25 protein-coding genes and 1 pseudogene are annotated in these 21,299 nt (G+C 63.9%); 11 read left to right on the plus strand and 15 right to left on the minus strand.

Annotated features, from left to right (window positions below):
* Window positions 1-123: 123 nt before the first annotated feature.
* The 3 genes from LB554_RS07455 to LB554_RS07465 form a co-directional block, all read right to left on the minus strand.
* The gene (locus tag LB554_RS07455) at window positions 124-1,281 is read right to left on the minus strand and encodes an NAD(P)/FAD-dependent oxidoreductase (protein ID WP_224583903.1); all 1,158 of its coding nucleotides are present in this window, start codon (window positions 1,279-1,281) and stop codon (window positions 124-126) included.
* An 86-nt stretch (window positions 1,282-1,367) separates the two neighbouring features.
* Window positions 1,368-2,696 (minus strand): aspartate aminotransferase family protein, encoded by a 1,329-nt coding sequence (locus LB554_RS07460; RefSeq protein ID WP_224583906.1) that lies wholly within the window; start codon window positions 2,694-2,696, stop codon window positions 1,368-1,370.
* A gap of 130 nt (window positions 2,697-2,826) precedes the next feature.
* Window positions 2,827-3,801, minus strand: coding sequence for a GlxA family transcriptional regulator (locus LB554_RS07465; protein WP_224583908.1), 975 nt, complete (start codon window positions 3,799-3,801; stop codon window positions 2,827-2,829).
* A gap of 614 nt (window positions 3,802-4,415) precedes the next feature.
* Between LB554_RS07465 and LB554_RS07470 the strand changes: the two genes are divergently transcribed.
* The gene (locus LB554_RS07470; RefSeq protein ID WP_224583909.1) at window positions 4,416-5,126 is read left to right on the plus strand and encodes a hypothetical protein; all 711 of its coding nucleotides are present in this window, start codon (window positions 4,416-4,418) and stop codon (window positions 5,124-5,126) included.
* A gap of 56 nt (window positions 5,127-5,182) precedes the next feature.
* Here the strand turns inward: LB554_RS07470 and LB554_RS07475 are convergent, their stop codons facing one another.
* Window positions 5,183-5,548, minus strand: a complete 366-nt coding sequence (locus LB554_RS07475) for a hypothetical protein (protein ID WP_140876434.1) — start codon at window positions 5,546-5,548, stop codon at window positions 5,183-5,185.
* A 224-nt stretch (window positions 5,549-5,772) separates the two neighbouring features.
* Here LB554_RS07475 and LB554_RS07480 point away from each other — a divergent pair, with 224 nt between their 5' ends.
* Entirely contained in the window at window positions 5,773-6,213 is a 441-nt protein-coding gene (locus tag LB554_RS07480; protein ID WP_140663452.1) for a hypothetical protein, read from the plus strand.
* 68 nt (window positions 6,214-6,281) lie between these two features.
* Here the strand turns inward: LB554_RS07480 and LB554_RS07485 are convergent, their stop codons facing one another.
* The gene (locus tag LB554_RS07485; RefSeq protein ID WP_140663454.1) at window positions 6,282-7,904 is read right to left on the minus strand and encodes an ABC-F family ATP-binding cassette domain-containing protein; all 1,623 of its coding nucleotides are present in this window, start codon (window positions 7,902-7,904) and stop codon (window positions 6,282-6,284) included.
* Window positions 7,905-8,180: 276 nt separating this feature from the next.
* On the opposite strand from LB554_RS07485, the gene LB554_RS07490 reads away from it, so the two are divergent.
* Both LB554_RS07490 and LB554_RS07495 read left to right on the plus strand, forming a co-directional pair.
* The gene (locus tag LB554_RS07490; RefSeq protein ID WP_140617946.1) at window positions 8,181-8,495 is read left to right on the plus strand and encodes an EthD family reductase; all 315 of its coding nucleotides are present in this window, start codon (window positions 8,181-8,183) and stop codon (window positions 8,493-8,495) included.
* A 155-nt stretch (window positions 8,496-8,650) separates the two neighbouring features.
* Window positions 8,651-8,938 (plus strand): hypothetical protein, encoded by a 288-nt coding sequence (locus LB554_RS07495; RefSeq protein WP_140617945.1) that lies wholly within the window; start codon window positions 8,651-8,653, stop codon window positions 8,936-8,938.
* Window positions 8,939-9,155: 217 nt separating this feature from the next.
* On the opposite strand, the gene LB554_RS07500 is transcribed toward LB554_RS07495, so the two are convergent.
* Complete coding sequence (locus LB554_RS07500) at window positions 9,156-9,854, minus strand: SDR family NAD(P)-dependent oxidoreductase (protein ID WP_224583911.1); 699 nt, start codon at window positions 9,852-9,854, stop codon at window positions 9,156-9,158.
* Window positions 9,855-10,031: 177 nt separating this feature from the next.
* Here LB554_RS07500 and LB554_RS07505 point away from each other — a divergent pair, with 177 nt between their 5' ends.
* Entirely contained in the window at window positions 10,032-10,661 is a 630-nt protein-coding gene (locus LB554_RS07505) for a glutathione S-transferase family protein (RefSeq protein ID WP_224583913.1), read from the plus strand.
* Between the two features lie 116 nt (window positions 10,662-10,777).
* A complete protein-coding gene (locus LB554_RS07510) occupies window positions 10,778-11,266 on the plus strand; it encodes an RrF2 family transcriptional regulator (protein ID WP_015316869.1) in 489 nt (162 codons plus the stop codon).
* 82 nt (window positions 11,267-11,348) lie between these two features.
* Here LB554_RS07510 and LB554_RS07515 read toward each other — a convergent pair.
* From LB554_RS07515 to LB554_RS07530, 4 genes and pseudogenes are all read right to left on the minus strand, one after another.
* Window positions 11,349-11,533, minus strand: a pseudogene (locus LB554_RS07515) (hypothetical protein); the annotation flags it as partial.
* A 68-nt stretch (window positions 11,534-11,601) separates the two neighbouring features.
* Window positions 11,602-12,030, minus strand: coding sequence for a cupin domain-containing protein (locus LB554_RS07520; protein WP_140663463.1), 429 nt, complete (start codon window positions 12,028-12,030; stop codon window positions 11,602-11,604).
* A 43-nt stretch (window positions 12,031-12,073) separates the two neighbouring features.
* Window positions 12,074-12,826: an SDR family oxidoreductase gene (locus tag LB554_RS07525; protein WP_140663464.1), complete on the minus strand. Its 753-nt coding sequence runs from the start codon at window positions 12,824-12,826 to the stop codon at window positions 12,074-12,076.
* 55 nt (window positions 12,827-12,881) lie between these two features.
* Window positions 12,882-13,361, minus strand: coding sequence for a carboxymuconolactone decarboxylase family protein (locus LB554_RS07530; protein WP_015316865.1), 480 nt, complete (start codon window positions 13,359-13,361; stop codon window positions 12,882-12,884).
* Window positions 13,362-13,486: 125 nt separating this feature from the next.
* Between LB554_RS07530 and LB554_RS07535 the strand changes: the two genes are divergently transcribed.
* Complete coding sequence (locus tag LB554_RS07535; protein ID WP_140617940.1) at window positions 13,487-14,464, plus strand: LysR family transcriptional regulator; 978 nt, start codon at window positions 13,487-13,489, stop codon at window positions 14,462-14,464.
* On the opposite strand, the gene LB554_RS07540 is transcribed toward LB554_RS07535, so the two are convergent.
* The gene (locus tag LB554_RS07540; protein WP_140788446.1) at window positions 14,443-15,042 is read right to left on the minus strand and encodes a YdeI/OmpD-associated family protein; all 600 of its coding nucleotides are present in this window, start codon (window positions 15,040-15,042) and stop codon (window positions 14,443-14,445) included. The two genes, LB554_RS07535 and LB554_RS07540, sit on opposite strands and share 22 nt — an antisense overlap.
* A 257-nt stretch (window positions 15,043-15,299) precedes the next feature.
* On the opposite strand from LB554_RS07540, the gene LB554_RS07545 reads away from it, so the two are divergent.
* Window positions 15,300-15,911: a hypothetical protein gene (locus LB554_RS07545; RefSeq protein WP_140716435.1), complete on the plus strand. Its 612-nt coding sequence runs from the start codon at window positions 15,300-15,302 to the stop codon at window positions 15,909-15,911.
* A 24-nt stretch (window positions 15,912-15,935) separates the two neighbouring features.
* Here the strand turns inward: LB554_RS07545 and LB554_RS07550 are convergent, their stop codons facing one another.
* Window positions 15,936-16,409 carry a cupin domain-containing protein gene (locus tag LB554_RS07550; protein ID WP_224583915.1) on the minus strand — a complete coding sequence of 158 codons (474 nt, stop codon included), beginning with the start codon at window positions 16,407-16,409 and terminating at the stop codon, window positions 15,936-15,938.
* A 65-nt stretch (window positions 16,410-16,474) separates the two neighbouring features.
* Between LB554_RS07550 and LB554_RS07555 the strand changes: the two genes are divergently transcribed.
* Together LB554_RS07555 and LB554_RS07560 are read left to right on the plus strand one after the other, a co-directional pair.
* On the plus strand, window positions 16,475-16,930 hold the full coding sequence (locus LB554_RS07555) for a MarR family winged helix-turn-helix transcriptional regulator (protein ID WP_015316860.1): 456 nt from the start codon (window positions 16,475-16,477) through the stop codon (window positions 16,928-16,930).
* A gap of 154 nt (window positions 16,931-17,084) precedes the next feature.
* Window positions 17,085-17,813 (plus strand): SDR family oxidoreductase, encoded by a 729-nt coding sequence (locus tag LB554_RS07560; RefSeq protein ID WP_140663468.1) that lies wholly within the window; start codon window positions 17,085-17,087, stop codon window positions 17,811-17,813.
* A 24-nt stretch (window positions 17,814-17,837) separates the two neighbouring features.
* On the opposite strand, the gene LB554_RS07565 is transcribed toward LB554_RS07560, so the two are convergent.
* Both LB554_RS07565 and LB554_RS07570 read right to left on the minus strand, forming a co-directional pair.
* Window positions 17,838-18,794, minus strand: a complete 957-nt coding sequence (locus tag LB554_RS07565) for a LysR family transcriptional regulator (protein WP_140617935.1) — start codon at window positions 18,792-18,794, stop codon at window positions 17,838-17,840.
* A 22-nt stretch (window positions 18,795-18,816) separates the two neighbouring features.
* The gene (locus LB554_RS07570; protein WP_023775064.1) at window positions 18,817-19,722 is read right to left on the minus strand and encodes a S1C family serine protease; all 906 of its coding nucleotides are present in this window, start codon (window positions 19,720-19,722) and stop codon (window positions 18,817-18,819) included.
* Window positions 19,723-19,968: 246 nt separating this feature from the next.
* Here LB554_RS07570 and yghU point away from each other — a divergent pair, with 246 nt between their 5' ends.
* Window positions 19,969-20,835, plus strand: a complete 867-nt coding sequence (gene yghU, locus LB554_RS07575) for a glutathione-dependent disulfide-bond oxidoreductase (protein WP_015316856.1) — start codon at window positions 19,969-19,971, stop codon at window positions 20,833-20,835.
* 85 nt (window positions 20,836-20,920) lie between these two features.
* Here yghU and LB554_RS07580 read toward each other — a convergent pair whose 3' ends face one another.
* Complete coding sequence (locus LB554_RS07580; RefSeq protein ID WP_015316855.1) at window positions 20,921-21,220, minus strand: DUF1236 domain-containing protein; 300 nt, start codon at window positions 21,218-21,220, stop codon at window positions 20,921-20,923.
* Between the last annotated feature and the right edge of the window lie 79 nt (window positions 21,221-21,299).

Below are 21,299 nucleotides of genomic sequence, written 5' to 3' on the forward strand. Positions count from 1 at the left end.
CCGTCTCGCGCAACAGCCCAGATCCCAGCCGCCTGAAGGCGTGGGGTCTGCAGATCCCCATCGGGGCTCTAAACGCTTGTTCCGCAATTCCGGCAGCGCCGGTCTGGTTTCAACTCGCACCGGTCAGTGATCGACTTTGCGGATGTTGCGCTCGGCCGTGGGTGCAAGGCTCCCGGCTCCGGGCACTGAAGCCGGCGCGCCTTGAAGAACCCAATCCGCCGCGATCTGCCCGATCACCGGCGCCAGCTGGATGCCATAGCCGCCGGCGCCGGCGGCGGTGACCAATGCCGGTTCCGAGGCATCGATCGGTCCGACGAGCGGCCGATGATCGGCCGTGACAGGATAAAGGCCGGCCCAGCCACGGCCAAGCCGCGCGCCCGGCAGATCGGGCAGCCGTTCCAGCAGCAGTTCGGCCAGGTGGACCTTCGATTGCTCCTCGCACTGGTCGTTGTAATTGTCCGGATCCTCGGGAGCGATGGACGTCACCTTGTGGATCTCGGCAATCAGCGCGCCTGGCTTGTCGTGGCGGAAATTAAGGCCGCTGCCCTCGCCGTCCACGAGGTCCATGACCATCGGCATCGTATAGTCGAGCGGCCTGTCCAGATGGATGACGACCGCCTCATGGCGCTCGGGCCATATGTGCAGGCGCTGGCCGAAGAGCTCGGCGACCCGCGGCGCCCAGGCGCCGCCTGCGTTGACCACGGCATCGCATTCGACCGGATCGCCATTGGTCTCCAGCCTGTAGCCGCCTGGCCGCCTTCCCACCCCGAGCACCTTGCGGTACTGGTGGATGTCGCCGGCCTTTTCGCGGACGATCCGCGCCAGGAAATTGCACATGTCATAGGGATCGAGAAAGCCGTTGTCGGGTCCGAACAAACCGCCTTCGAGCCCGTCGGGGCTGAGGTGGGGAACAAGGTCCCTGAGTTCGTTCGCACGGATCAGGCGCGACTTCAGGCCGGCCCCGCCCTGAATCTCGACTGATTTCGCGAACAGCTCCATCTGCGCGGGCGTGCGCGCGAGCCGAAGATAACCGATGTGGTTGAATTGAAGCCCCTGCCCCTCCCACTGGCGAAACCGGCGGAACGATTGAACGCGAAGCATGATCTCGAACGGATCGGTAAATTGCGACCCGACAACGCCGACCGACCTGCCGCTCGAGCCTGAAGCGATCGACTGCGCTTCCAGCACCGTCACGCGCGCGCCCTGTTCGAGGAGGGTGAGCGCCGTGCATAGGCCCAGCGTGCCCGCACCGATCACCACGACATGGAAGGAAGCTGTCATATAGGGTCACCTGCTTTCAGGCATGATCCCCGATGTTCCAGAGCTCATGCTTCGACAAAGAGATAGAGAGGCGAATCGACCAAACGTCATCCTGATCCACGCTGCGCGGCGATCTCGCCCAGGGTGTCGTCGATCGCATGCAGAATGCTGCGCGCGTCCGCCTGTGTCATGGGCGTCGAGAGCGCGAACAGGCCGTAGCTGGCAGACAGGACGCCGCGGCCGAGCAAGCCCTTGTGGAATGTATCGAACCTCCGGTGCTCGGCATGGCCCGGATAGACGGATCTATAGTCCGTAACCGGATGCGAGGTAAAATGAACCTTGAACAGCGAACCGAGGCCCACGCATTGGCCGGCAAGGCCATGCCTGTCGAACGAGGCGGACACCCCTTCGCGCAGGAATGCGCCCAGTGTATCGAGATGGGCAAAGCTCTCCTTCGTCAGCGCCCGCATCGAGGCGAGCCCGGCCCGCATGGTCACCGGATTGGCGGTGAACGTGCCGCCATGGGGAAGAGCGGGCTTGCCCCTGGTCGGATCGAACACCGCCATGACATCGGCGCGCCCGCCAACGGCGCCCACGGGGAAGCCGCCGCCGATGATCTTTCCGAGCGCGGTCAGGTCGGGCTCGATGCCCCACAACCCCTGCGCGCCCGACCAGCCAAGGCGAAACGAGATGACTTCGTCGAAGACAATCAGGGCCCCGGCCGCCCGGGCGATCTCGACCATTGCGTGCAGATAGTCCCGGCGTGCCGGGATGAGGCCGGCACGATTGGGTATAGGATCGATCAGCACGCCTGCTATGCTGTCGCCCTGGGCGGCGAAGACGGCGCGAAGCGCCTCGATATCGTTGAAGGGCACGGCAATCACATCGTCCAGCACCCCGCGCGGCGTTCCCTTTGCGTAAGGCGTCGAGCTTGGCATGTCGCCCCAATTGGACGGGGAACTGTCCAGGCTCACCTCGGCGAAATCATACGACCCATGGTAGGCGCCTTCGATCTTGACGATCTTCGGCCGCCCGGTGAAGGCGCGCGCGGCCTTGATGGCCATCATCACCCCCTCCGTGCCGGAGTTGGTGAAGCGAATCCGGTCGACGGAGGGCAGCCGGTCGACGAGAAGCTCGGCAAGCTCGATCTCGCTGAGCGTCGGGGCGCCGAAGGCCGTGCCGAACGGCAGTTGCTCGACCACGGCGGCAGCGACATCGGGATGCGTGTAGCCATGGATCATCGACGTGAAATTGTTGATGCAGTCATAGTAGACGTTGCCGTCGACATCCCAGACCCTGCACCCCTCGCCTCGCGCGGCATAGATCGGAAACGGATCGACAAAGACGGTGGTGCGCGTATTGCCGCCCGGCATCACCTTCTTGGCGCGCTCGAAGAGGCTCTTTGATCCAGGCATGGCGTCGGGATAATGCGGCATGGCTCTCGCTGGCGAATTTGACCGTCAATGCGGCGGCGGCACCGCCGCTCGTCGCAATGCTATGGCCAGCTTCTGCACCGACGCAATCGGCCAGGCGGAGTATGCGACACGACCAGGCCGTCACTGACCATTATCCTCCCGCCGCCACTGCCCGGTTCGGATGCCTGAGGTGGGTTGGCGTGATGCCGGTCTGCTGGCGGAACACACGGCTGAAATGGCCGGCATTGGTGAAGCCGCAGCGGTAGGCGATGTCGCCGATCTGCAAGTCGCTGCCTTCCAGCAGCGACTTCGCATGATGCACCCTGAGCGTCAGATATGCCGCCATCGGGCCTATGCCCAGTTCCAACCCGAAGAGCCGTTCGAGCTGGCGCCGCGAGCAGTTCAGGCGGCTTGCGATCTCGGCCACCGACAGCGTCTCCTGCAGGTTGCTCTCCATCAACAGCAAGGCCCGCTTCACCGCCCGGCTCGACGCCGCCGGAAACAGGTCGCCGACGGGCTGCACGTCGCGGCTGCTCCTGATCCGGTCGAGCACCAGGATCTTGGCGGCCTTCTCGGCCGCCTTCTGGCCGATGAACTGGGACACGAAATGGCCCGCGAGGTCGGCGGCACCCGTGCCGCCCGCGCATGTCGCGCGGCCCCGGTCGACGGTAAAAAGGCTGTCGGCATGGGCGTTGACCTCCGGGAACCGGCTGCGGAAATCCTTGATGTGGAACCAACTGACGGCGGCGCTGTAGCCATCGAGCAACCCGTAGCGCGCCAGCACGAAGCTTCCCGTGCAGAGCGCCGTCAGCGGCACTCCCTTGCCGGCGGCACGCAAAAGAAACGCCTCCTTCTCGGAACTCAGGCTGCGGTTTGTGTCGAGCAGGCCGCCGACCACGACCACGTTATCGAAATCCTCGGGGTTGCCGATCCCCCCGGTCGGCAGCAATTCGACGCCGCAACTTGCCCGGATCGGCAGGCCGCGTTCGCCGACGATCTCCCAGTCGAACTCTATCCTGCGGCTGCGGTCGCCCTCATCGCCCGCCAGCCGCAGCGTGTCGATGAACAACGATAGCGGCGACAGCGTGAAGTCGCGAACGAGGAGAAACGCAAAACGCCTGGCCATTGTTGTTCGGAACCGTCCTCGTGCCCTCTGATTGCACCCTGCTGCGCATCAATCGCCACCCCCTTATATAGCCCGTGTCGGAAAAGGCAGAGTTGGTTTGGCAAGCCCAACTCCTTTCGCCAGCGAATTCCTTTCGCCGGGAAAGTTCTGGTCTTCGGCTTCGTGCACGAGATCCCCGCGACGAACATCGGACGCTGCTCAAGCGCCCGTCGCGTCCGACATGAAGGCGATCGCAACCCTTCTCGCCGCGCGGGCAAGCGCGATCAGCGCCGAGATCAGGCGCGGCCTCGGAGTCGAGGACTTCGAGCAGTCGGATGAGCACGACCGTCCGCGCCGGCGGCGAGACACTTCGCGCGCGCTGGCTTATTGGCTGCGGTGGCGGCCCCAGGGCCACCGACGCTGATCCGGACCTGGAGGGAGTTGCCAAGGCCGCGGCGCGGTGGTTTGGCGAACCCGAATGAAGCGTGTCCATCGGGCGGCGAATCCAACTGCCCCGCCGATGAAGCCGAACACCCGCCGGGTCCCATGCTAGGGGAACTGATCGAGCCTGATTTCGGTTGTCTGTTGTGCGAACGATCGTTGCACGGTAGGCACCTGACGAGCGAAGATGAGAGATGAAATCTGCAGCCAAGCGGCGCGGTTCCCTGCGGAAGGTCCTAGGTGGCATCGCAGCGGCGATTGCGACCACCCCTGACCGGAGGGCCGAGCAAGGCGCGAGCACCGCGTCAATGGTTGCCGAATGGCCGCTGCCGCCGTCGGCGACGCTTGGCTCCTCCTTGCGCCTGAAAGGGATCGAACGCGAAGTACGGGCCAGGCTGCCCTGGACAGTGAGGAAATTTGCCAAGGCGGAGACCGGCCGCATCGTCTTGCGCATGCTGCAAGCCGACGCGGATGCGTTCCGGGCCGCCTCGGCGACCATCTCCAGGACGCTGGAGGGAATCGAAGCGCTGGCCGTGCTTCCGCGAGAAGCGGAGGACATTCTCACCATCTCGTCGCGCGAGCGGCACAAGTGGCTCAGGGACGGTCGCCTGAAAAGCATCGGCACGCGCACCGTGAAGATGCGCGGGCGATCCAAGGCCGTGACCTTCCATGTCTTCGATCCACGCCACATCGAGGACCTTCTTGATCGTGACCTGGCGACCGCCTGGCGGGAGGAGGACGCGCGGGAAACATCCGAAAACAGGAGGCGCGGAGCCGGCAAGGCCGCGCTGACGCGAGCAGGCAAGCGGACGGGCAACGCCCGCAAGACCAGGAATTCGGGAAAAGACGATGCGCCAAAGCTCGAAGGCTGGGACACGTTCGAGGCGGAAGGATTGCTGCGGTAGAGCAACCCCAGGAAAACGATTTTCCGGCGAGGATCGCGCTCGCGCCCCATTCCCGTCTAGGGATATTGCGCCTTACCGGGGCCGGAAGCGCCGAGATCGCCCTGCAATTCCTTGGGCAGGGGAAGGCTCGAACATTGCAGATGGACGTCGCGGGCGAGCAGCTTTCGCTGCTTCTGCTCGTGCTCCTTGGTGGCCGCTATGATCCCCAATCCATACGGGCCAAGTGCAACGAATTCCCAACCCGGATGCGTTTTTTCGCGGACCGCGTAGTCCGAAGCCGCCGCTCGAGCTTGCTGGCATTGCGGCGACGCCCATTTCTGGTCCTGCTGCGAAAGAGAGGCTCCGTAATCGACTGGAGAGGTCGCGCAGCCGGCCATCGTCGCGGCCAATGCGGACATTGCAAGCCCCACCGCAATTTTCATCCAGAAGCCCTTTGCCAACCACCGTGGAGAGTACATGGACGCCTTCATCTCACAAGGGAAGCGTTGCGACCAGAGAGCCCGGCCTCGTTCCTGGGGCCCCGCCCGTCGCCAGATTTGGACTGCGGCTTGGAACCAATGATGGGCGAGACTGTTCATTTGTAACTTGATACGACGCTGACATTCTTGCCGGCGGGCAAGGCGGCCATCTTCAGGAGTTCCCCATCATGACTATTTCGTCCGGATTTCGTTCAATCGCCATTGCCGCGATCGCCGCTGCGGGCGTCAGCCTGGCCAGCGCCGCGCATGCCGACAGCGGTAAAATCCGCTTCTCCGTCTACAAGGCGGCCTTCTTTGTCGGAGGCTCCGGTGGCGAGGGCACGCTGACTTTTCATGGCCGCAAATACCCGATCTCGATCGGCGGCGTCTCGGGCGGCCTCGCCTTCGGCGTCTCCAAGACTTATTTCCAGGGCACCGTGCGCCACATCAAGCGCGTCCGGGACGTGACTGGCGTGTACGGCGCCGCCGGCGGCGGCGGCACGCTCGGCAAAGGCGCCCAGGTGATCGTGATGACCAACGACAAGGGCGCCCAGCTTGAACTCACGGGCCGACAGGTTGGCCTGCAGGTCAACGCCGATCTGAGCGGGCTCGCCATCTCGCTGAGATAAGCCTCGTGGCGTGAAGCGCGTCGCCATGACCGTGCGACGCGCTCCGGCGCACATTTTGAAACTGGAAATCAGCTCCTCAACCCCGGCGCTTCCTGTCCAGTGCGCTCGACATATTCCGTATAGCCGCCACCATAGGTGTGGATGCCTTCCGGCGTCAGTTCGAGCACGCGGTTCGACAGCGCGGCCAGGAAATGCCGGTCGTGCGAGACGAACAGCATCGTGCCTTCATACTGCGACAGCGCCTCGATCAGCATCTGCTTGGTGGTGATGTCCAGATGGTTGGTCGGTTCGTCCAGCACCAGGAGGTTGGGCGGGTCGAACAGCATCAGCGCCATCACCAGCCGCGCCTTCTCGCCGCCTGACAGCACCCGGCATTTCTTCTCGATCTCGTCGCCGGAAAAGCCGAAACAGCCGGCAAGTGCCCGAAGCGGCGCCTGGCCGGCCTGCGGAAAATTATCCTCCAGCGTCTGGAACACGGTGCGCTCGCCTTCGAGCAACTCCATGGCGTGCTGGGCGAAATAGCCCATTTTCACACTCGGTCCCCGCGCCACCGTGCCGGTATCGGGATCGGAAGCGCCGGCCACCAGCTTCAGCAGCGTCGATTTTCCCGCGCCATTGACGCCCATGATGCACCAACGCTCGCGGCGGCGGACCTGGAAGTCGAGCCCTTCATAGATGGTGCGGCTGCCATAGGCCTTGTGCACGTTCTTCAAGGTGACGACGTCCTCGCCGCAGCGCGGCGCCGGCTGGAACTCGAAATTCACCACCTGGCGGCGCTTTGGCGGCTCGACGCGGTCGATTTTGTCTAGCTTCTTCACCCGGCTCTGCACCTGCGCGGCATGCGAGGCACGCGCCTTGAAGCGCTCGATGAAGGCGATCTCCTTGGCCAGCATCGCCTGCTGACGTTCGAACTGAGCCTGCTGCTGCTTGTCGGCGATCGCCCGCTGCTGCTGGTAGAATTCGTAATTGCCGGAATAGGCGGTGAGCGATCCCGCATCGATCTCGACGATCTTGTTGACGATGCGGTTCATGAACTCGCGGTCGTGCGAGGTCATCAGCAGCGCGCCGTCATAGCCTTTCAGGAACTGCTCCAGCCAGATCAGGCTTTCCAGGTCGAGATGGTTCGACGGTTCGTCGAGCAGCATGGCGTCGGGCCGCATCAGCAGGATGCGGGCCAGCGCCACGCGCATCTTCCAGCCGCCCGAGAGTTTGCCGACGTCGCCGTCCATCATCTCCTGGCTGAAGCCCAGACCGTCCAGCACCTCGCGGGCACGCCCGTCCAGCGCATAACCGTCGAGTTCCTCGAAGCGATGCTGCGCCTCGCCATACTTTTCGATGATCTCATCCATCCGGTCGGCCTGGTCGGGGTCGGCCATCGCAGCCTCGAGTTCCGCCATTTCGGCCGCTACGTCGCTCACCGGCCCAGCGCCGTTCATCACTTCCGCGACCGCGCTGTGGCCCGCCATGTCGCCGACATCCTGGCTGAAATAGCCAATGGTGACGCCACGATCGACCTGCACCTGGCCCTCGTCAGGCTGCTCCTGGCCCGTGATCATGCGAAACAAGGTCGTCTTGCCGGCGCCGTTCGGCCCGACGAGGCCGATCTTCTCGCCCTTCTGCAGCGTGGCCGACGCCTCGATGAAGACAAGCTGACGGCCGTTCTGCTTGCCGATGTTTTCAAGTCTGATCATGGTGGTCCGGGGAGGCTCAAAGGAGATTGGAGGATTTGCCCGCGCCCTTACGCGAATGAAGATGCCAGGGGAAGAGGCAGAAGCGCCGCAGATGCCTGGCGGAGCACGAGGCGCCGATTTCCTCAGCCAGGGGAAATCGGCGGTTTGCATGGCTTCTCCTGCCTGCCGGCGTCCATGAAAAATCGGCGGGCGGTCGAAATCCGCCCTTGTCGAACGACTTTGGCGCGGTGGCCTGCACGGCCAGACCAGAAACGCCAACAGGACAGGACCATGGCAATGGCCAAGATGCTCGTGATCTACAAAACCCCGGCCGATCCGGCCGCCTTCGACCGCCACTATTTCGACGTTCACATACCGCTTGCCAAGAAGCTTCCCGGGCTGAGGCGCTATGATGTCAGCAGGCGGCCCATCGTCAAGCTCTCGGCGGGCGAGATGCCTTATCTGGTCGGAACATTGTATTTCGACAGCCTCGAAGACATCCGCGCCGCCTTCGCCTCCGAAGTCGGCGTCGCCTGCGCCGCCGACCGGCGGATACTGGCTCCGGGCAACGACGATCTGACGATGCTGTTGTTCGACGCCGACGAGGTGTGATCCCGACCGCCAGAAACACTCCAGAAACAAGATTCAACATCCGGGAAAAACTGAGGAAAACATCGTCGGGCATAACATGCTCGTGGCAACCGGACAGCGGTCGCCACCAATGCAAAGGGATGCTGCCTGCGATGCAACGACATTCGACCGGATGGATGAGTGCCCTCGCAGGCATTTCGCTGGCCATGCTCGCGGTCGCACAGTCGGGTGCGGAGGCGGCGGTCACCCGAAGCGAATATTGCAGCCGGCTCGGTCTTCAACTCGACGGCGCCATCCAGACCAAGCCCAGGCCCGGTGCCAGTGCGAGCCAGATCGCGCAGGCAACGGCACTGCAGGACAAGGCGAACCGGTTCTGTGCCGAAAGCAAGCAGGCGCAAGGCATCCGGACCTACGCCAACGCCCTGAAGCTCCTCGGTGTGACACCGGTCGACCTCAACCAGTGACGAGCAGTCATCACCCTTGAAGACCCGTCGCGAAAAGGGCGGCCTTTTCCTGCGGGCAATGCCGCGAGCGGTCCGCCCTCGCGCAGCATGTCTTGCCCTTGCTGGATGGCGGCAAAGTTCTGATGACGGATCTGGGTGGAATCCGGGTAGAACGCGGTCGAGGAATTCTGCACGCCATCACCACGGCAGTCCCGCCGTCACCACGGCAGTCCTGCCGTCACCACGGCAATCTCTCGCCATCGCGAAAAAAGCCGCCGGTCGGGCCGTCGTCCGGCAAGGTCGCGGCCCAGACGATGCCGGCCGCCCCTTGCGCGACCGGGCGTCCGCCCGGTCCTCCCATGTCGGTGGCGACCCAGCCAGGGCAGACGGCATTGACCAGCACGCCGGAGCCGCGCAGCTCCGCCGCCAGCACGCGCGTCAGCGCGTTGAGCGTCGCCTTCGAGGTCGAATAGGCCGGCGTCCCCGCCCCCATCGAGGCTAGCGAACCGCCTTCGGACGACACATTGACCAGTCGGCCATGGCCGCCCGCCCCGAGCAGCGGCGCGAAGGCGGCGGCCGCCCGCCAGGCGCCGAAGACGTTGGTCTCGAACGCCTCGCGGATGACGGTCCAGTCGGGCCGCGAGGCGCGCGAGCCGGTGTCGTAATGGAGGGCGGCATTGTTGATCAGCACGTCGAGCCGGCCGAACCGCCGCTGCACCTCTTCGGCTGCCGTCTGAGCCGCGTCAGGCGCGGCGACATCGAGCGCGATGACCTCGACATGGCCATCGAGCGCCTTGGCCGCCGCCTCGCCCTTGGCGATATCGCGCACGCCGAGCAGTACGGTGAAGCCGAGCTTGGCCAATTGCCGGCCGGTTTCCTGACCGATGCCGCGATTGGCACCTGTGACGAGGGCGACTTTGTCGGAATGGGTGTTCATCTGTCATGCCTTTGTGGCTGCCGATCATCGAAGCGAAGATGGCACGGAGGGAATTGATTTATTAGGCGGCGGAGATCGCAGTCATTGTGCGATCGATTGCATGGATTGGTTTGCGCAGGAATCGGGTGTCGGCCGGCGCTGCGCCATGCGATCGTTGATCCATCATGAGGACCGGTCATGCTCACGCTCCACGATTATCTGCCATCGCAGAACGGCTGGAAGGTCCGGGTCCTGCTCGGATTGCTTGAGATTCCCTACGACAGTCATCCCGTCTCGATTTTCGAGGGCGAGAGCCATACCGACGCCTTCCTGGCGCTCAACCCGGCAGGCGCTGTTCCCGTACTTCAACTCCGAGACGGCAGCGCCATTGCTGAATCCAATGCGATCCTCACCTACCTCGCCGAAGGCACGTCCTTCCTGCCGTCGGACCGCTATCGGCGTGCCAAGGTCATGCAATGGCTGTTCTTCGAACAGTACAATATCGAGCCCGTCATCGGCTCGCTGCGCTTCTGGACCTTGACCGGACGGCTCGAGCGCAACCAGGCCATGGTTGCCGGAAAACGCGAAGCCGCAGCCCGGACGCTCGCCGCCCTGGACCGCAGCCTTGGCGAGACGCCGTTCCTCGCCGGCAGCGACTTCACCGTCGCCGACATCGCCGTCTATGCCTACAGCCATCGCGCCGGGGATTGCGGCTTTTCGCTGCCTGAGTATCCGGCGTTTGCCGCATGGGCGGAGCGCGTGCGCGATGCCATCGGACCCGGCTACCCCGTCCATCCCTACGGCATCGATCCGCATTCCGGAGCCTGAGCGCATGCGCTGACGGATCTGGCTCCCGCCAGAATCCGTCTCTGTTTACACCACGGTGGAATAGGGATACTTTTTATCCTTAATAAGTCGGTCGGTACCGACCCGGGAACCCGTGGATGATCCTGAAAAGCCAAGTCGAATGGGCACTGCACTGCTGCGCCATTCTCGCCGGTCTGCCCGAGGGGCGGTATCTCTCCACAAAAGCGCTTGCCGAGTTCCACGGCCTTCCCAAGGAATATCTCTCCAAGGCACTGCAAAGCCTGTCGCAGGCGGGACTGGTGCACACGACGCTGGGGCCGTCGGGTGGATACCGGTTGGCGCGGACGCCGGCAGAGCTGACCTTCCTCGACATCGTGGAGGCGGTTGAGGGCAAGGCGCGGACGTTTGTCTGCAACAATATCCGCGAGAACAATCCGTGTCGTCCCCAGGGCTATTGCGAAAGCAATCCTTGCCCGGTGGCGCGCATCATGTGGGAGGCCGATGAGGCCTGGCGCGCAAAATTGCGCGCCGTCAGGCTTTCCGACCTCACCGAAGCGTTGGCGCTCGACATCCCCGCGGAGCTTTGGAAAAACAGCTTCGAATGGGTGCTAGAGCGCGCCGGATGAACGTGGCCGCATGACCGTCGCGGGCGGCCGGTCTCCCGTCGCCGGCATGCAGGCGGCTAGCCATGCCCGCATCGTTCCGGGCGCCCGTTATCGACAGCGCCACGCCGAGATAGATGGCGGCGACCACCAGGTCCTGGAGCAGGCGCGCTTCTCGCGGCCTCAGGCGTGCCATGGGACGCCCACGGCCCTGGAAATACCAGACACGATGCCGGCAAGCCCGAGAAGGTTGATCGAGACCAGGGCCAGGAAATGGTGATCGCCGAACATGGGCTCACCGACAGTATTTTGGCTGGCGGCAGGGCCGGACGCGAGGAAGGGCGACCGGCCTTGCGCCCCTATTTCTTGGCCGGATAGGTCAATTCCTTCTGGGCGCTATCGACCACGAACACCGCCAGCAGCTTCGCGGGCTTCGTCTCGCTGCCGTTTTCGCTAACGCTGTGGCGATCACCCGGCATCTCCGAAAAGCTCTCGCCGGCCTTGTAGACCTTGACCGGATCGTCGTTGACCTGGCTGCGGATGGAGCCTTCCAGAACGGTGGCATAGATGAAAGCGGAGCTTGGATGCGTATGCGCCTCCGAATAGCCGCCCGGGCCATATTCGACGAGGATGCCCTTGATGCTCTTGCCGGGGGCATTCGGCAGTTCATGCTCATAGACGAGGGTGACCTTGGCGGCCTTCTCGCCGGCGCGATGGGCCTCCTTGGCTCCAACCGGGCCGGCCAGTGCCGCCGTCAGGGCGAGCGCGATGGCGATTGACTTGATCATTCGAAAACTCCTTTGTGTGTTGAGCTACGGCGCATCCTGGCAGTCATTTCCGCGCCGCGGTGGCGAACCATTGCTCGAAGGTGATGCGGCCAAGGCGCGGATTGTTGTCGGAGACGAGCGAAGTGTCGTTCAGCCTCGCGCCGAAGTAGAGCGCCTCCGGATCAGCCACGACCTCGCGGGGATCGCCGACAGCCTTGAGGTAGCGGGCGACGAGTTCGCTCATGCGCGCACGCTCCGGACCGGAAATCTCGATCATGCCGTTGATCGGCGCGCCGAGCGCGATCCCGGCCATCGCATCGGCGACGTCGTCCGATGCGATAGGCTGCACATAGGCCGGCGACAGGTGCACGGCCTCGCCGACCGTGCCGGACTTGGCGATGCTGGCCACGAATTCCATGAACTGCGTCGAATGAACGATGGTGTAGGGGATGCCGGAGGCCTTGATCAGCTCTTCCTGGACGAGCTTGGCGCGAAAATAGCCGCAGTCCTGCAGGCGTTCGGTCCCGACAACCGAGAGCGCGATGTGGTGCCTGACCCCGGCAACTTTGCCCGCGGCGAGCAGGTTGCGGCCTGAAGTGGTGAAGAAATCCATGGCGGGCTGGTCCTCGAACGAAGGTGAATTGGCGAGGTCGATGACGACCTCGGCGCCAGCCAGCGCCGCCTCCAGGCCTTCGCCCGTGATGGTGTTGACGCCGGTATTCGGGGCGGCGGCAACCACCTCGCAGCCCTGCTTGCGCAGCCGTTCGACCGTCTTGGAGCCGATAAGCCCGGTGCCCCCGATGATGACGATTTTCATGATAGTCTCCGTTCGCGGCCGCGCCGCGTCGTTGCTGGTTTCGTTGAGGGAGAGGTCAGTTCAGGCCGGCCTTGTCGAGGCCATAGAGCTTGTCCGCGGAGCCGGGCACGGTCTTGAAGGCGACGCTGACACGGTTCCAGGCGTTGATGGCCATGATCGAGAAGGTGAGGTCGGAGATTTCCTTCTCCGAAAGCTGCCCGCGCACGCGTTCATAGAGCTCGTCCGGGATACCGCCTTCGGGGAGTTTGGTGACGGCTTCGGTCCAGGCAAGGGCGGCACGTTCTCGGGGAATGAATAGGATCGATTCGCGCCAGACGGCGAGATGGTACAGCCGCAGCTCGCTCTCGCCGTGGATCTTTGCTTCCTTGACGTGCATGTCGAGGCAGAAGGCGCAGCCATTGATCTGGGATGCCCTGACGTGGACCAGATCGCGGAGCTTCTCTTCGATCGCGCCATGTGTCTCGGCCATGCTGAAATCGAGGAGCTTCTTGAAGAGTTCAGGCGATTGCTGGGCGGCGTTCAGGCGCTGCGTCATGGCTTTTCCTTTTTTGGATATCTTGTGTCCTTAAGGATAATTAATATCCATAATGACTGGACAGTAAAGCGCCACCCGCCTACGATGCGAACATAAGGCTTATGTCGAAAAGTATGAGGGCGAGGATGGACGTCGTATCGGCGTTGCGAACGTTCCTGCGGGTGGCGCAGACAAAATCCTTCTCAGCGGCCGCCATCGACCTCAATCTGACGCAGCCGGCTGTATCCCGGCAGGTCTCCGCGCTGGAATCGCATCTCAAGACGCGCCTCCTGCATCGCACGACGAGCGCGCTCGCCTTGACGGCGGAGGGTGAACGGATGCTGCCGATGGCGCTGCGCGTCATCGAAGCGGTCGAAGCGCTCGGCGAAGCCAGCGGCGCCGAAGCGGCAGCCATATCCGGAAAGGTTAGGCTCAGCCTGCCGACGCCCCTCGGCTTCTTCCTCAGCGACCGCCTGGCAGGGCTGTTGGAGCGCCATCCGGCACTTCAGGTCGAACTGCTCCTTCGGGATGAACCGTCGGACGTGGTCGCGAATGCGATCGATCTCGAGGTACGCCTCGGGCCGGTCTGTGACAGCAGCCTGATCTGCCGCCGGATCGGCTGGACAACAGCCTTTCTCGTGGCCTCGCCAGCCTACATCGAGGGGCGCGACACACCGCGAACGCCGCAAGACATCAAGGATCACTCCTGCATTTGCTACAGCCGTGGCGGGGACGGCCGGTCGTGGTCGTTCTCCAGTGGAGCGGAGGAAGTGGTTCTGCGGATTGAGCCCCGCCTCGTCGCCAACAATTCGATGGCCGTCCATCGCGCGACCCTGGCGGGAGCCGGGCTTGCGGTGCTTTCCCACATCCTCGCCGGATCGGACATCGAAGCGGGCAGGCTGGTCAAGCTGATGCCGGATTTTCCGCCGACGCGCCTGCCGATCAATGTCGTCTACCCGTCCCGCCGGAATATCCCGCTGCGTGTGACAACGGTGCTCGACTTTCTTATCCAGGCCGTCCGCGGCGATGTCTTGATGGCGTCGTCGGCGCCCGTGCGGACAATTCCCGGACCCTTGACCCACACTACCGCGTCTGAAGGCTGCTATTTCTTTCCCTGTGGATAGATCGTCTCGCCGCGCTTCAGCATCGCCACGAAGGCTTCGATCTTCTTCTTGCGCCCGGCTTCGGTCTTCATGTTGTGGGTGCGGAAGGCGAGCGAGAAGCGGTTCTGCGCGCTGAGCTTTTCCAACGTCGCCTTGGCCGCCGGCTCGGCATCGATCGCCGCTTGCAAATCATCGGGGATTTTCATCTCCTTGCCGCTGCCGTAGGCACGTGCCCAGCGCCCGTCGGCCTTGGCCGCCTCGACCTGTTTCAGCCCGTGCTCGGTCATGCGGCCCTCCTCGATGAGCCGCGCGACATTGTCGATGTTGATCTTGCTCCAGATGCTTTTTTTGCCGCGCGGCGTGTAGCGCTGCAGGAAACTGTTCTCGTCCAGCCCCTTGCGCACGGCGTCGATCCAGCCGAAGCACAGCGCGACGTCGATGGCTTCCTTCGGTGTGATCGACTTCAGTCCCGAGCCTACCTTGTGAACCTTGATCCACACTTCGGTTTCCGTGGCGTGGTGCTGGCCGAGCCAGGTATGGAAACTGGCCGCGTCGGGAAATTCCCTGACCTTTTCGGGATCGACCTTGACCGGAGCCATCAGCGGGCCTGCCGGTTCAGAATTGTTGTGGCTGGGGCCCCTGTCATCTTGCCTCCGTCATCTTGCCTCCGTCATCCTGCGGCCCGGCATCATGGCATCACACCCAATTCCCGTCAGCAGTGGAGACGCTGTCATGAAGTTGGAAACACACCATGGATTGCCGCGTTGCGGCTGAAGCGCGCCCGACCAGATGGAGGAGCACGACGCTTCCCCACCGTGCTATAGGACCACAAATGCCACGCGGGGGATATGCCGCAATGAAATCTCTGCTCTTCGGCCTTGCCTTGTTGCTGCCGGGCGTGGCGCTGGCCGAACCGATCGAAACCCGCAAGATCATCACCGCGCTGACCGGCGACTTCAACGGCGACGGCGCTCCCGACCTTGCCATGGTGGTCGAGACCGGCCCGACCGACCCGATGGACATCCATTTCTTCCTCGGGGACAAGGAGCACAATTACCTCAAGCCTGTCGAGATCGTGCGCGAACAGATCGGTGGCGAGTGGAACGGCTACGACCGACCGGGCTACGAGAACTCCAACGCCGAGCCGGAGCTGACAATGCTGCCCAACGGGTCGATCAAATTCCATCTGCCGGCGCCGGAGATCGGCAGCGAGCGCACCAACCAGACTCTGACCGTCGCCTACCGCAACGGCGCCTTCATCGTTGCCGGCTTCGCCTACGATTCCGATGATTACCTGCAGGAGAATGCCGCCAGCGCCTGTGACTACAATGTGCTGACCGGCAAGGGCACCAGCTCGAAGCAGCAGCCGGACGGCAGCACGAAGCACAAGACCGTGTCGGCGGAAGGCAAGACCATCGCATTCCGGGACTGGAACTCGGGCGACGCCTTCGCTGCTTGCCAGGAATAATGGCTCGCTGGGCTTCGGCCGGCATCAGGCCGGTGGCGGCATTGCCGGCGTCAGGCCGTGACGGCGCATGATCTCCATCATCGCAGCTTTGTCGGGCGGCCCGCCGGCAGCGGCGTTAAGCAGACCGAATGCCTCGCGGAAATAGTCCGGGCCAATTGCCGCCGGCGTGATGACGCACAGCGTCTTGGCATCCCGGGTGCCGTTATTGTCGAAGCGGTGGACGGCGCCGCGTGGAATGCACAGCGCCTCCCCCGGCCCAACCTCGATCGGCTTGCCGTTCACGGTCCAGGTCAAAACCCCGTCAATGCCGTAGATCGTTTCCTCGTAATGGTCGTGGCTGTGCGCCGGCGCGGGCAAGCGCTGCGCGCTTGGCACCATCAGTTCGAAAGCGGCGACGCTGCCGTTCGAATTTTCGCCCGACACCAGGAAACGGACCGACAGCCCCTTGGTGCCGACGGTTTCATCGGCTGGGTTGACCCCAGGATTCATGGATGACATTGCGCAAACCCCTCCGGTAAATTACATTTACTAGCTATCAGTAAATTCAATTTACCGGATCGTCAATGGCCACCTCCACCGAAGTTCTGCAGACCAAGACCGAGGATCTTTTGATCGGCGCCCTGCTGCGCGTGCCAGCCCAGGCGATCCAGCGCCGGCTGATCAGGGAGCTCAATGCCGCCGGCTTCGACGAACTGCGTCTGCCGCATATGGCCGTGCTGCAGTTTCCCGGCCCGGACGGCGCGCGGCCCGGCACGATCGCCGAGCGTGCCGGCATGAGCAAGCAGGCCATCAACCAGCTGCTCACCAGTCTGGAAGGCTACGGTTATCTCGTCCGCTCCGACGGCGAAGGCAGCGCGCGCGTGGTGCGGTCCACCGAGCGCGGCCACGCCGCTTTCTGGAAAATGGTCGACATATTGCGCGACATCGAGGAGGACTGGCGCACCGAACTTGGGCCGAAGCGCTTCGCCGAACTTAAAGCGCTCTTGTTCGCAGTCTGGGATAGCCCGCTGGCCCGTTGAGCAAGCTCCGGCCATCGAGGCAATCGGGTTTCCAAACCGCACCGCGTCGGGACCAATCGGCATCTCCGATAGCACCATCGGTTTCTTCCGTTTCCCCTCACCGCATCGAGCTGCCAATTCCCTGCCCTTGTCCAACCAACGAAGGCAGAGCGGAATGAGCATTTCGAACCAGAGAATCCTGATCGTCGGCGGCGGATCCGGCATGGGCCTCGCGCTTGCAAGGCGCTGCCTGGCAGCCGGGGCCGAAGTCATCATCGCCGGGCGCGGCGAGAACAGGCTGCGGCAGGCGCGTGAGGCGCTGGGCAATCCCGCAGGGCTGGGGATGGCCACTGTCGACATTACGCGGGAAGACCAGGTCGGGGCGTTGTTCGCCGGGATCGGCGGCCTCGACCATATCGTCAGCACCGCCGCCGACATCGAAGGCGCCTACCGGCTGCTGCCGGAGCTCGGTCTCGAGGCGGCGCAACGCGTGGTCGACAGCAAGCTCTTCGGCCCGCTGCTGCTTGCCAAGCATGGTGCGCCACGGTTGGCAGTGGCTGGATCGATGACCTTCGTCTCCGGCATCGCCGCCTACCGGCCGGCCGCGCGCGGCTCGGTCGTCGCCGCCGTCAATGCCGCGCTCGAAGGGCTGGTGCGGGCGTTGGCCATAGAACTCGCGCCGCTCCGCGTCAACGCGGTGTCGCCCGGCTGGGTCGATACCGAAATTTGGGCGCAAGTGGCGGGCGACAGGAAGGCAGACACGCTTGCGGCGATGGCCGAGCGGCTGCCGGTCGGCAGGATCGGCCAGCCCGAGGACATCGCCGACGCGATCGCCTTCCTCATCGGCAATGGCTTTGCCACCGGCACGACGCTCCACGTCGAGGGCGGACATCGTCTCGTCTAAAACGGACGGCTCTGCGAAATGCTGTTAAAGCAGGGCCTTGGAGCGGCTTGAGGATTCAGCGTCTGAACTGGCTTTCGAGGATGCCGGCGCCTGCATGTCGCGCGCGGCGGCGAGCAGTCGGCGCAATGCCGGCGGCTGGACGCGCCGACGCCGCCAGATCATCGTCAGCGGCGCCGCCTGTTCCGGGCCAGGCCAAGGCAGTTCGATCAGCTCACGACGCTTGAGCGCGTCGCTGACCGCCAGACGTGGAATGAGGCCCAGCCCCGCGCCGGCCGCCACCAGCCGGGCAATGGCACCGATGCTGCCGACTTCGGCGGCAAGTTCGGGCGTACCAGTGCCCGCCTCGGCAAAGGCGGTGTCGAACATGTGCCGGTAGATGCATCCAGGCTCCGTTGCCACGAAGCGCAGCGCGGCAAGGGCGGCCAGGTCGCACGGAACCGGCTTCTGCCCCGGCGCGGTGACCAGCGCCAGCGGTTCGGCCAAAATCGTGCGCCTGGCGAAGCGCTGATCGGCGCCGCCGTTGGACATATCGCGGCGCTCGAAACAGAAGGCGACATCGATGTCGCCCTCCTCCAGCAGGCGCAGCAGCGCGCCGCTATCAGTCACTTTCATGCGCACGGCGATATCAGGATAACTGGCCTGGAACCCCGGCAGCCAGGGCGCCAGCCGGGCCGAGGCGATCGTCTCCAGCGCGCCGATGGTCAGCGCTCCGCTGGTCTGTCCCGCCACAGCGAGCACCGCCGCCCGCGCTTCGGCATCGAGCCGCAGCAATTCCTCGGCGACAGGCTTCAACACCAGTCCCGCCGGCGTCAGTTCCAGGCCCGACTTCGAGCGCGTGAACAAGACAGCGCCAAGCTCGGCCTCCAGCGACTGGACCTGGTCGCTCACACTCGACTGGGCGAGATGAACCGTCTCGGCGGCGCGCGTAACGGTACGGCAGCGCGCCACCGCGAGGAAGGTCTTGAGCAGTCTTGGATGCATCGACTGGCCGAAATCGCCCGGCCTACTGCAGCTGCGGCTTTTTCAGGAAACTGCCGCGGTCGGCGGATTTCACACGCAGCCACGTTTCGCGGCCGTCGCGCACCACCCGCATCGGGATCTCGGCACCGGCCGAACCGCTTTCCCACAGCTTGCGATAGAAATCGGCGAGCCCGTCGACCGCGCCGTCACGGACCTCGGAGATGACGTCCCCTTCGCGCAGGCCGGCCTTGGCGGCCGGGCCGCCCTCGGTCACGCTCATCACCACCACCTTGCCGTCGCTTTCGGCCGACAGCGCCCCGAGCCACGGGCGCGGCGGCTTAGCGACCTGGCCACGCGTCAGCAGGTCGTCGAGGATCGGCGGCAACAGGTCGATCGGCACCACCATGTTGATATCGGCCACCTCGCCGGCGCGGCTCATCTGCAGGCGCAGCGAACCGATGCCGAGCAGTGCGCCCTCGGCGCTGAACAAGGGCGCGCCGCCCCAGGACGGATGCGCCGGCGCGATGAAGATCGCCTCGTCCAGCAGATACTCCCAATAGCCGGCGAATTCCTGCTTGGTGACGATCTTGGCCTCGACTGCCCGGCCGATGCCGTCGGCAAGCACCACCGCGTCGCCGATCCTGGCCTTGCCGGCATCGCCCAGCGCCACGGCCGGCAGGCCGGTCGGTGCCAGCGCCTGGACGAGGCCAAAGCCTGATTCCTGGTCGTAGGCCAGCGCATGCGCGGGAATAACACGGCCGTCATGCGAGGTCAGCCAGACCTCTTCCGCCTCGGTGATGAGATAGCCGATGGTCAGCACCAGCCCGTCATCGCGGATGACGACGCCGCTGCCTTCCCTGAGCGTGCCGAGGGCCCCGGCCGTGAAGGCATCCTCCGGAACGGTCGCCCGCACGGCAACCACGGAGCGCGGATTGGGATTGATGGTCATGATTTTGTCCTGCGGTGCGAATGCCTGGCGGCTTGTTGTATAGGTATGCCACGCGGGAGAAGGCGCAAGGGGTGAGAACGGTGGGCATGGACCACGAAGCCAATCACTTGGCCTTTCGAGTTTCGAACGCCCGGCAGGGCAATGCGGCGGCCCAAGATTAACATAGTTCAACACAAGTTGAACTTCCCCCTCCACGGCCCTACCTATAAACGCCTATCCATCCTTCCCACGACAAGAGGCCGTGCAATGACTGAATACACCCCGCCGAAAGTATGGACCTGGAACAAGGCCAATGGCGGCACCTTTGCCAGCATCAACCGGCCGATCGCCGGTCCGACGCATGACAAGGACCTGCCCGTCGGCAAGCACCCGCTGCAGCTTTATTCGCTGGCGACGCCGAACGGCGTCAAGGTGACGGTGATGCTGGAGGAGCTTCTGGCGCTTGGCCACAAGGGCGCCGAATACGACGCCTGGCTGATCCGGATCAACGATGGCGACCAGTTCGGCAGCGGCTTTGTCGAGGTCAATCCCAATTCCAAGATCCCCGCCCTGATGGATCGAAGCGGCAAGACCCCGTTGCGCGTCTTCGAATCCGGCTCGATCCTGGTCTATCTCGCCGAAAAATTCGGTGAATTCCTGCCCACTGAACAGCCGGCCCGGGCGGAAGTGCTGTCCTGGCTGTTTTGGCAGATGGGTTCTGCGCCTTATCTCGGCGGCGGTTTTGGCCATTTCTACGCCTATGCGCCGGAGAAGTTCGAATACGCCATCGACCGCTTCTCGATGGAGGTGAAGCGGCAGATGGACGTACTCGACCGCCGGCTGGCCGAGGTCGAGTATCTCGGTGGCAAGGATTATTCGGTCGCCGACATGGCGGTCTGGCCCTGGTATGGCGGGCTGGCGCTCGGCCGGATGTACAATGATTCCGCCGAATTCCTGTCGGTTCAGGATTACAAGCACGTTCAGCGCTGGGCAAAGGCGATCGACGAACGGCCCGCTGTCCAGCGTGGCCGCATGGTCAACCGCGCCTTTGGCGAACCGTCCATGCAACTGCACGAACGCCATGACGCCAGCGACTTCGACACCAGGACGCAGGACAAGCTGGCCGCCGAGTAAATTCTGGAGAACTGGCGGGCGACAAACAAAAGCCCATCACCGGATCAAATCGGTGATGGGCTTTTTGCTTGATGCATGAGACGGATCAGTGAAGAACTTCCACGATCTGACGGGTGTCCGGGTCGACCAGCACGGTCTGATCGTTGATCACCGCGACGCGATACTTGACATTGGGGACTTCGCGCAGTTCGACTTTGTCCGGCACGGACGAGCCGAGCTTGAGCTCGACGCCCAGCAGGTTCACCGACGCCAGCGGCTCCTTCTTGATGTATTCGCGAACCACCGTCTCCTGTTCCGGCTGGACCACGATCGTGTCCGCCAGGGCCGCTCCGACGCCGCCCAGCAGGACGATGGCAGCCGCGGCGCTCGTAAGATAATGCTTCATAACAACCTCCATGATTGGGTATTTCGCTCCGCCTCAGGGGAAACTCTCACGCAACTGGGAGGTTCCATCCTTGTTTGTG

This window comes from Mesorhizobium sp. CO1-1-11, from assembly GCF_020164995.1.
Taxonomy (GTDB): Bacteria; Pseudomonadota; Alphaproteobacteria; order Rhizobiales; family Rhizobiaceae; genus Mesorhizobium; species Mesorhizobium australicum.